Origin of the sequence: Roseicella aerolata, assembly GCF_020523605.1 — a bacterium.
Taxonomy (GTDB): domain Bacteria; phylum Pseudomonadota; class Alphaproteobacteria; order Acetobacterales; family Acetobacteraceae; genus Paracraurococcus; species Paracraurococcus aerolatus.
This window is the reverse complement of sequence record NZ_JAJAQI010000055.1, coordinates 23,706-32,337: the sequence shown is the minus strand read 5'-3', so window position 1 is coordinate 32,337 and position 8,632 is coordinate 23,706. Positions and strand designations below refer to the sequence as shown.

Here is an 8,632-nt window from a genome sequence, read left to right as displayed (position 1 = left end):
GCGGCCGGGCAGCGCATCGTCTACCTCATCAACCCGCATGTCGGGCATCTCGGCATCTTCGTCTCGGCCGTCGTGGCGCGGCGCGAGCACCGGGCGATCCTCGCCAGCCTCGCCGAGATTGAGGCGCTGCCGCCCGGCCTGTACGAGATGAGGATCGAGGACGGTCCCTCGGGCGAGGTGCATCGGGCGGCGGGAAAGGCCGCCATCAGGTTCGAGCCGCGGGCCGTCGAGGACCTGCGTTTCGCGCCGCCGCCGCGCGAGGCGTTCGAGCGCGTCCGCGTAGTGTCCGAAACCGGCCTCGCCCTCTACCGCGCCTTCCTGAAGCCCTGGGCCCAGGCCGCGTCCAATCCTTGGACGGCGGAACTGCTGCGTTGGCTGCATCCGATGCGGACCAGCCGTTATCTCCTGTCGGAGGAGTTCCAGCCATGGATGCGCCTCGTCGCGGCGACGGCGGCCCAGGTCGCGGCGAACCGTCACCGGGCCCGTCCCGGCAACCCCTGGCTGTCGCAGGAGAGGGCCGTCGTGGGTGCGGTGTCGCAGGCGGCGGAGTCGGCGCGCGCCTTGCGCGACGCGGCGGCCGAGCGGGGCTTCGCCACGCTGTATTCCGGACCGACCGGGACCGGGCGATCGGCGTCCGGCGGCGACGCGGGCGGGTGAGTTGGCACTTCGGCGCGCGGCGGAGTGTCGGATGGGTGCATCCTTTTCCTTCCCCCCGTCGCGGGTCGCGCTCGCCGTCACCGCGATGCTGGCCTCGCCCGCGGGAGGGGCCGCGGTGGCCGAGCCGCTGGGCTCGCATGGGGCGGCGTACCACGTGCTCGACCGGGCCGCCCACTGGATCGCAACCGGCTTCGAGGTCGCCGGAGCCACAACCATCCTGCTCGTCGCCTGCGCGGCAACCGTCCGGTTCGCGCGCCGGGCGCTGGCGGCACCGGACTGGGCGACGACGTTGCCCGCCTACCGCGCCGATCTCGGCCGAGGCGTCCTGCTCGGCCTCGAGATGCTGGTGGCCGCCGACATCGTGGGCACCGTGGCGGTGACCCCGAGCTTCGGCAGTCTCGGCGTGCTCGCCGTCGTGGTCCTGATCAGGACGTTCCTCAGCGTCTCGCTCAGCGTCAAGATAGAGGGCCACTGGCCCTGGCGCCTACGAGACCTCGATCGGGCGGCCGAGGGGCGTCCACGGGAGTGGCGGCGCCGACCGGGGTTCAGTGCATGTCGAACCAGCCAACGCCCCTGATGTTGTTCCAGGAGTCCGTCTGGTGGCAGAGGAAGCACTGCTCGACGGACGCGTGGTGCTGCCCGGTGATGCCCCTGTCCATCATCTCGAAGTGCATCATGTAGTGGCTCGGCGGCGCCTGGTGGCACTGCACGCAGTCCGGCGAGCGGGGCGAGGGATGCCGGAAGGCGGCAATCGTCCAGGCGCGGGTGTCGTGGCAACTCTGGCAGTCGCGGCCGAACAGGGTCCGGTGCGGGTCGCGGGTGGCGTGGCAGCCCGCGCAGTCGAGGGTTGCTGCCGCGCCACCGGGCAGGGAGCGCCGGTTCAGTGGGCCACCCAGCAGGTCCGCCCCGCTCCCGGCCAGCAATGCCCGCAGCCGGGCCAGGGCGTGACGGGAGCCGTCCCCGCCCGCAGCCGAGGCGCCCGCCTCGGCTGCGGCGGCCCGGGCGTGACCCACCGTGGCCAGCACCGAATGGTCCATGTTGACCGGGCGGCGGCCGCGCCCACCGTGCTCGACGTGGCAGCCCGCGCACTCGCCGATGTTCGCGTGGAAGGCGGTCGAGGGCTTCGGCAGCAGTTCCGGCGCGGCCGTCACGTGGCAGGCGAGGCAGGACACCGCCTCGACCCCACGGTCCGGCGTGTGGCAGCTCTCGCAGCGTCCCTCCAGGAAAGCGTGCGCGGCCGACAGCGGTCCGGGGATCGCCGCGGAGCGCCAGCTCGGCAGCCCCTCCGAACCCGATCGGTACATCAGGAGCGGCACGAGCACGGCGGCGGTGGCGCCGAGGACCGCGAGCGCCAGCTGGAATGCCGAGGTGGCCTTCACGGCAGCCACCGCAGGCCGAAGTAGACGCCGTTCCAGATGTGGAGCGCGAGGAGGGGGTACAGCACGAGGGCCGCTGCCACATGCAGGACCGTCCACCGCGAGAGGGCCCGCTTGATGACCTCGCGCCGGGCGATGGCGTACTCCAGGTCGGCGATGGCGCCGACCAAGCGTCGGAGGTCACGGCCGGAGACCCCGGTGCTCGAGCCGATCAGCGGCTGAGCGCCCGCCGCGGCGCGCCCGGCGGCGAGCAGGTCGTAGCGGGCCCTGAGCAGCCCGAGCGACACCTGCTGCTCGCGCAGGTCGGTGCCGACCTGCGCCAGGTAGTAGCGGCCGACGAAGCCGCTCAGCACGACGACCAGCATCGCCGCGACCAGCGCCACGCCAAGGGGGCTCTGGTACTTGTGACCGCTGTGCAGGATGCCGAGCAGCGCGCCCACCACGCCCGTGTAGACGTGGAAGGAGAGGACGCCGCGCATCGACACGTGGCCGGTGGCCCTCGCGCGCACCCAGGCGCTGCGCTTGACCAGCGAATAGGCGAGGAGCAGCACGAACAGGGTGGCGCCCGCGATGCCCAGCAGGCTGCCGACCAGGCTCCCCGGGAAGCGCGGGGCCTCGTGCAGCAGGAAGCCGGGGGCCACGAGGGCCAGGACGCTCACCAGGGCGCCGACGGCCAGGCGTTCGGTCTCGCTCACGTCACGCCTCGACCACGAGGTTGCCGACCGACTTCGCCTGGCAGGCCAGGATGACGCCCTGCGCCTTCTCGTCGGGAGGCAGCCCCTCCTCGACCTCCATCGTGACCGAGCCCTCGAGGAGGCGCACCTTGCAGGCGCCGCAGATCCCGACCCGACAGGAGTAGTCGATGGGAACCCCGATGGCCTCAGCGGCCTCGAGCACGGTCTGGTCCGGCGCCAGCGCGCCGGTCTTGTCCGACCTGGTGAAGCGGACCTCCGCCGTGGCCACCCGCGGGACCGCCGCCGCGGCAGCGACCTCGACCGGGACGGGGACGGGCGGCAGGGGCGCGGCAGGTCCGGGCACCACGCCCCGGGCCGGGCCGAAGGCCTCGGTCTTGACCTGCTCCTTGGGGACGCCGAGCTCGGCCAGCGCCGCCTTCACCGCCTCCATCATCGGCGGCGGACCGCACAGGTGGACCCGGCGCTTGGCGATGTCCGGGACCACCCGGGCGATGAAATCCTTGGAGACCGGGCCCGTGGCACCCATCCAGGCGGTCCCCTCGGCGCGCGACACCGTCGCCGCCACGTGCAGGTTCGGGTGCCGCTTCTGGAGGTATTCGAGCTCCTCGCGGAAGACTAACTCCTCGGGGCTGCGTGCCCCATAGAGGAAGAAGATCTCGCAGGGGTAGGTCCGGTCGAGAAGATACCGGGCGACGCTCATCATGGGCGTGATGCCGACCCCGCCCGCGATCAGGACGATGCTGGGTTCCTCGCCCATGAAGGTGAAGACGCCCGAGGGGGCCGACACCTCCAGGGAGTCGCCGACCGCGACGCGGTCGTGCAGGTGCCGCGAGATGAGTCCCTGCTCCTCCCGCTTGACCGTGACCTCGACGTAGCTGCGCCGCGTCGGCGACGACGCGATGGTGTACGAGCGCCTCACCGTCTTGCCGTCGAGCTCCGCCGAGAAGGTCAGGAACTGGCCCGGCATGAAGGTGAAGGGGACGTCGCCGCCGTCCGGGTTAACTAGCCGGAACGTCTTGACGGTGGGCGTCTCGCGGAAGATGGCCGCGACCCGCAGGGCGCCCGACCAGGGGCGCTTGGCCGCCGCCGTGGCCGCCGCTGGCGAAGGGGCGGGAGCAACGGCCGGAGCGGGGACGGCGGCTTCGGGCATCGGCGTCGCGGGCGCGGTGAGGGCCTCGGCCCCGGCGGAGGGTGCTCCCGCCGTCGGGGCGCTTGGGGGAGGCGTGGGGGCTGGCGCCGGTGGGCCCGAAGCGGGCGCGGTGCCGGGCCGTGCGAGACGCCCAACGAGGCCACTGACCCGCCGCATGCGGGCGAACTGGAGTGCCAGCGTCCCGAGGAGGAACGCCACCAGGAACGCCATGGTGGTCAGGTGATACCAGGAGAGGCCCCATGGCCCCTCGTCCATCGCCATGGCCGTCGTCGCGGCCTGGCTCGGGGGCAGGGCGAGCTGGTCCCGGAACCAGGCCAGGGCGATCTGGCGGGGTGCGGTGCCCGCCTCGACGGCCCGCAACGCCGCCGTCCCGCTCTCGAGCATCTGCAGTCCCTCGCGCAGGCCGGTGACGGCCTGCCGTACCGCCGAGACGTCGTTGGCGGCGAGCCCGTGGTGCAGCCGTGCGCCGCCCGAGGCGATCGCTTGCGACCCCCACCCGATGCGGCGCTCGGCCTCGGCCTCGATGACCCGGCGCGCCTCGGGCGTGAGCGCGGGCATGTCCAGCAGGGTCGCGTAGAACGGCCGCGGGCCGCCGCCCATGCAGCCCATCATGCCGCCGCAGCCGCCGTTCGGCTGCGGCGCCGCGCCCGGCGTCGGTGCGGTCGCGCCCGCGGCCGGGGGCACCTGCTCCGGATGGTGTGCGCTGTGCTCGCCGGGAGCGACCTGGGCGGCCGCCACGCCGGTCAGCCCTGCCCCAAGCAGGGCCGCGAACAACCTCTGGCGCATCGGATGTCCCCTGGCGAGTGGCGCCCGTGCTCAGAACGCCCCGATGAACGGCAGCATGGTGGAGGCCGCCACACGCTTCTGCGCGTCGTCGAGCTGGGCGTAGAGCGTGTTGAAGGCCATCCGCGTCATGTGCATCGCCTCGGCCCGCTCCCGCAGGTGCCGCTCGTGGGACTCGAGCCGCGCCATCGGGTCCACCGCCGTCGCGCCCTCCTGCAGGGCCGCGCGCGCCGCGTCGAGGTGTTCGCGCCCGGAGCGGAGGGTGTTGGCGAAGGTGTCCCACGCGGCCGCCTGGGCGTCCGTGATGCGCAGCTCCGAGCGGAGGAACGCGATCCGACCCTCAAGCCGGGCGGCGGAGCTGCCCATCGCCTGCGTGCCGCCCATGGCACCCATGCTCATGCCCATGCTAGGGGCGGCGGTCCCGGCGCCCTGCATCGGGGCCATGCCCGGCTGCGCGGCACCCATGCGCCCCATGTTCTGCATCATCGTCATGCAGCCCGCCATCGGCCCCTGGCCCATGCCCTGCTGCTGCGGCATCTGCCCCATCGGCATCTGTCCCTGGGCAGGCATCCCGCCGCCCATCCGCATCATGCGGTCATCCGCCATGCCGCCCGTGCCCATGCCGGGCATCCCGGTGTTGCCCTGGGCGGTCTGCGCCTGTGCGCCTCCCATGCGCATGTCATCGTCCATGCGCATGCCGCCCGAACCCTGCTGCTGCATTCCCCCGCCGCCCATCGGCATCATCTCCATGTCCATCATGGCGAGCCTGAGGGGCGGCCGGGGAGCCTCCTCGGCCATCCCGAGGGAGGACAGGGGCAACAGGACAGCGAGCGTGGCCGCGGGAAGCAGCGGGCGCCTCATGGACATTTTGGCAGTCCTCCTTTGGTGGGCGGCGTCGGGTCGGCATCGCCAGCGCCGGTGGATGGCAGGCGGAGCCTTTTACACCCTGCGGGTTGGTCGGCTGGGCGAGGTTCGATCCAGCTCAAGCGCGGCCACGAACTCCCAAATCAGGGCGGCGGGTGCTGCGTTGGCCGCACCCGACACCGGCCCCAGTGTCGCGCATTCCCGCAAGGCCGTGTTTTTCAAAACATTTACGCCTTCGGGGACTGTCGCTGGGCTGGTATCCGTCAGGCCAGGGTTTGCTTCTGCTGCGGAGCCCATGAGCGTTGGGACGCCCGTTCGGCAGGTGAACGAGGCGCACCCGCACCTTGGATTTTCGGCTCGGCGGAACCTGCTGGTCGAGCACCTCTACGCGATGGCTCCGCGACGCCGACGTTGCCGCCGAGCGTCCGGCAATGAGGGCGGCCAGCGCCGCGGACATCGGGAAGCTGAAGGTGCGCCTTGCCATCGGTCGGCCTCCCTGTCGGAGGCCCGGCCGTGATCGCTTCCGCTCGGGCCGTGTGCGCCGTTGCGCCGGGGGCTGGCGTCACCCGGCACTCGGCCGGTCCGCCGGGGAGCGGCCGCCCAGCCGCGGGAACCACGCCGGGACAGCCGCGGCGTAGCGCTCGTACTCGGCCCCGAACTCCCGTCGCACCTCCCTCTCCTCCGCACGCGCGAGGTGGACGTACATGCCGACCAGGACCGGAAACATCAGCAGGGTCAGCAGCGTCGGCCACTGCAGGAGGAAGCCGAACATGATGGCGATGAAGGCCACGTACTGGGGATGCCGGACGTATGCGTAGGAGCCGGACGTCGCCAGCCGGTGCCCCCGTTGCGCCTGGAAGAGCACGTTCCAGGCCGAGGAGAGCAGGACGAAGCCGCCACCGATGAAGGCGTAGCTCAGGATGTGCAGCGCGCCGGAGTGCGGGTCGCCCTTGAGGCCGAAGACGGTCCACCAGAGGTGCCCCGCGTCGTGCGACAGCAGGTCCACGCCCGGGTAGCGCGCCTGCAGCCAGCCCGAGAGCAGGTAGATGGTCAGCGGGAAGCCGTACATCTCCGCAAAGAGCGCGACGATGAAGCCGCTGAAGGCGCCGAAGGAGCGCCAGTCGCGCGGGGTCCGCGGCTTGCCGAAGCTGAAGGCGAAGACGATGAACACCAGGGAGTTCAGGGCGACCAGCGTCCAGAGCCCGTAGGCAGGCGCGTCGTGCGTCATGATACGCCTCCCTGGACCCGGCCGCGCCCGTCGCCATCCGGCGCAGCGCGGCCGTCCGCCTCGCGGTGCCCGTCATGGCCGCCGTGGCCATGGTGCATGAACAGGTGCATCAGCGGGCAGGCGAGCAGGAGCAGGTAGGGCAGCACGCCGAAGATATGAACGGCGTGCTCGGTGATCAGGTAGAACGCGGCGACAGCCAGGAAGCCCAGGAGGGCAATGCCCCCTCGCGTGCGCCACAAGGGAACGTGAGGTCTGGGTTCCACGCCGGTTCTCCCGCTTTCGCCCTCGCAGTTTCGCGCACCGCCACCCTCCCTCCCTTGCGGCGGATCAATGCCGGTGTGCTGCGTTTCTTACAAAACATTGCTGCACGCCCATTGCTCCTTTCCGCCGCGGAGGGGGGCACCAGAGTCCGGTGCGCGCCCGGAGCGGACGGCTGCGCCGCAACCCTTTCGGCTAGGCGCAGGACGCGCCGACGCCAGTAGTGACGGAGGACGACAGTGAACCGTAGGCACCTCATGACCGCGATCGCCAGCGCGATGGTCGGGATACTCACCGGGGGCGCGGCGCTGGCGCAGCCGACGCTCAATCCGCAAGGCGGGAGCGCCGGTCCCGAGATGGACCACAGCCGCATGGGCGGCCCGCAGCGGCAGGGTCAGTCTCCCAGCGGCCCGGCGCCCACGCTCAACCCGCAGGGCGGCGGCAATGTCGAGATGGACCACCGCCGCATGGGCGGGCAGCACATGGGCGGCCCCACGCCGTCCATGGACACCAAGGGCGAGGGCACCAGCGGCGCCGAGATGACTCACCCCGGGAACCCCGGCACGGGACACGGCCACCAACAGGGAAGGCAGCAGCGCCGCTAGGCGGCAACCGGAAGGGAAGCCGCGTGCCCGTGCGGCGGCTCCCCACCCCCGGATGCCGTTCCAGGCGTTGGGTTAGAGCGACGACAGGAGTGGGACCACGAGCTCGTTGGCCGTCCGCTTCTGCTCGTCGTCCAGCGTGCCGTAGAGCTTCGCGAAGGCGATGCGGCTGTCGTGCAGCGCCTTCAGGCGGGCCGCCATATGGCGCTCGTAGGCATCAAGCCTGCCCAGCGGGTCACTGGCCTTCTCGCCATCCTGGAGCGCGGTGCGGGCCTCGGCGAGGTGGTCACGCGCGCCGCGCAGGGCGGTGGCGAAGGCGTCCCAGGCGGGCATCTGCTGCTGGGTGATCCGCAGCTCCGCGTGCAAGAAGGCGAGGCGGCCGTCGAGCCGGTCGAGCGTCTGCCCACCCATGCCGGGCCCCATGCCCATGCCGCCGTGCCCCTGTGGCACGCCCATCCGCTGCCGCTCCATCGTGGACATGCGGTCCTGCATGCCCATGCCCATGCCCTGGCGGTCTGGCATGCCCATCCCACGATGCCTGTCCTGCATGCCTCCCACCATGTCGTCCGCGACGAGGACGAACGGAGGGCGGCTGAGGCCCGCATTCGCGGGAACTGCAGCGTGCGACGGCGATGCGATCGCGACCGCGCCGAGCGCGATGGGTCCCATCCATGCGAAGAACCTGGCCATGGCATCCTCCTCCCAGTCCTGACCGACCGGGCCTCACCCCTCTTGCTCCGGCAGTTCCGGCCGGGGGCGAAGGGGGCGGACCCGGTCCAGGCAAGCACCGCCGTGCGACAGGCCCTGCCTGTCCCCGAATGCGCCTCCGGGCGGCCCGGCGGTCCGCCCCTGTCCACCGTGAGCGCCATCGCCTTTGGGGCACGATGGTCTCGGTTGGCACCTGCGACCCGGGAATCATCGCGCGGTTCGGGTAGGCCGTGTTTGTCAAAGTATTGCTGGAGCCGCCTGGCACGCCGGTCAAACCAGGAACCGTATAGCCCTGGAGGCTGCCTCGCCTG

Annotated in this window: 10 protein-coding genes; 3 read left to right on the top strand and 7 right to left on the bottom strand. The window is 72.0% G+C overall.

Annotated features, from left to right (window positions below):
* Together LHA35_RS24440 and LHA35_RS24435 are read left to right on the top strand one after the other, a co-directional pair.
* Positions 1-657, top strand: a 657-nt coding sequence (locus tag LHA35_RS24440; RefSeq protein WP_226613441.1) for a DUF3141 domain-containing protein, incomplete at its 5' end; no start/stop codon positions are given.
* A 31-nt stretch (positions 658-688) separates the two neighbouring features.
* Positions 689-1,234: a DUF1622 domain-containing protein gene (locus LHA35_RS24435; protein ID WP_226613438.1), complete on the top strand. Its 546-nt coding sequence runs from the start codon at positions 689-691 to the stop codon at positions 1,232-1,234.
* Here the strand turns inward: LHA35_RS24435 and LHA35_RS24430 are convergent.
* From LHA35_RS24430 to LHA35_RS24400, 6 genes are all read right to left on the bottom strand, one after another.
* Complete coding sequence (locus LHA35_RS24430) at positions 1,203-2,036, bottom strand: cytochrome c3 family protein (protein ID WP_226613435.1); 834 nt, start codon at positions 2,034-2,036, stop codon at positions 1,203-1,205. The genes LHA35_RS24435 and LHA35_RS24430 overlap by 32 nt on opposite strands.
* Positions 2,033-2,728, bottom strand: coding sequence for a hypothetical protein (locus LHA35_RS24425; RefSeq protein ID WP_226613434.1), 696 nt, complete (start codon positions 2,726-2,728; stop codon positions 2,033-2,035). Before LHA35_RS24425 ends, LHA35_RS24430 begins: the two co-directional genes overlap by 4 nt.
* Before the next feature lies 1 nt (position 2,729).
* Positions 2,730-4,664: a 2Fe-2S iron-sulfur cluster-binding protein gene (locus tag LHA35_RS28895; protein ID WP_274708227.1), complete on the bottom strand. Its 1,935-nt coding sequence runs from the start codon at positions 4,662-4,664 to the stop codon at positions 2,730-2,732.
* A 30-nt stretch (positions 4,665-4,694) separates the two neighbouring features.
* Complete coding sequence (locus LHA35_RS24410; protein ID WP_226613432.1) at positions 4,695-5,528, bottom strand: Spy/CpxP family protein refolding chaperone; 834 nt, start codon at positions 5,526-5,528, stop codon at positions 4,695-4,697.
* A gap of 559 nt (positions 5,529-6,087) precedes the next feature.
* The gene (locus tag LHA35_RS24405) at positions 6,088-6,753 is read right to left on the bottom strand and encodes a methyltransferase family protein (RefSeq protein WP_226613430.1); all 666 of its coding nucleotides are present in this window, start codon (positions 6,751-6,753) and stop codon (positions 6,088-6,090) included.
* A complete protein-coding gene (locus LHA35_RS24400) occupies positions 6,750-7,016 on the bottom strand; it encodes a DUF2933 domain-containing protein (protein WP_226613428.1) in 267 nt (88 codons plus the stop codon). Before LHA35_RS24400 ends, LHA35_RS24405 begins: the two co-directional genes overlap by 4 nt.
* Positions 7,017-7,268: 252 nt before the next feature.
* On the opposite strand from LHA35_RS24400, the gene LHA35_RS24395 reads away from it, so the two are divergent.
* Positions 7,269-7,616 (top strand): hypothetical protein, encoded by a 348-nt coding sequence (locus tag LHA35_RS24395; protein WP_226613427.1) that lies wholly within the window; start codon positions 7,269-7,271, stop codon positions 7,614-7,616.
* 72 nt (positions 7,617-7,688) lie between these two features.
* Here LHA35_RS24395 and LHA35_RS24390 read toward each other — a convergent pair whose 3' ends face one another.
* Positions 7,689-8,303: a Spy/CpxP family protein refolding chaperone gene (locus tag LHA35_RS24390; RefSeq protein ID WP_226613425.1), complete on the bottom strand. Its 615-nt coding sequence runs from the start codon at positions 8,301-8,303 to the stop codon at positions 7,689-7,691.
* Positions 8,304-8,632: the final 329 nt, after the last annotated feature.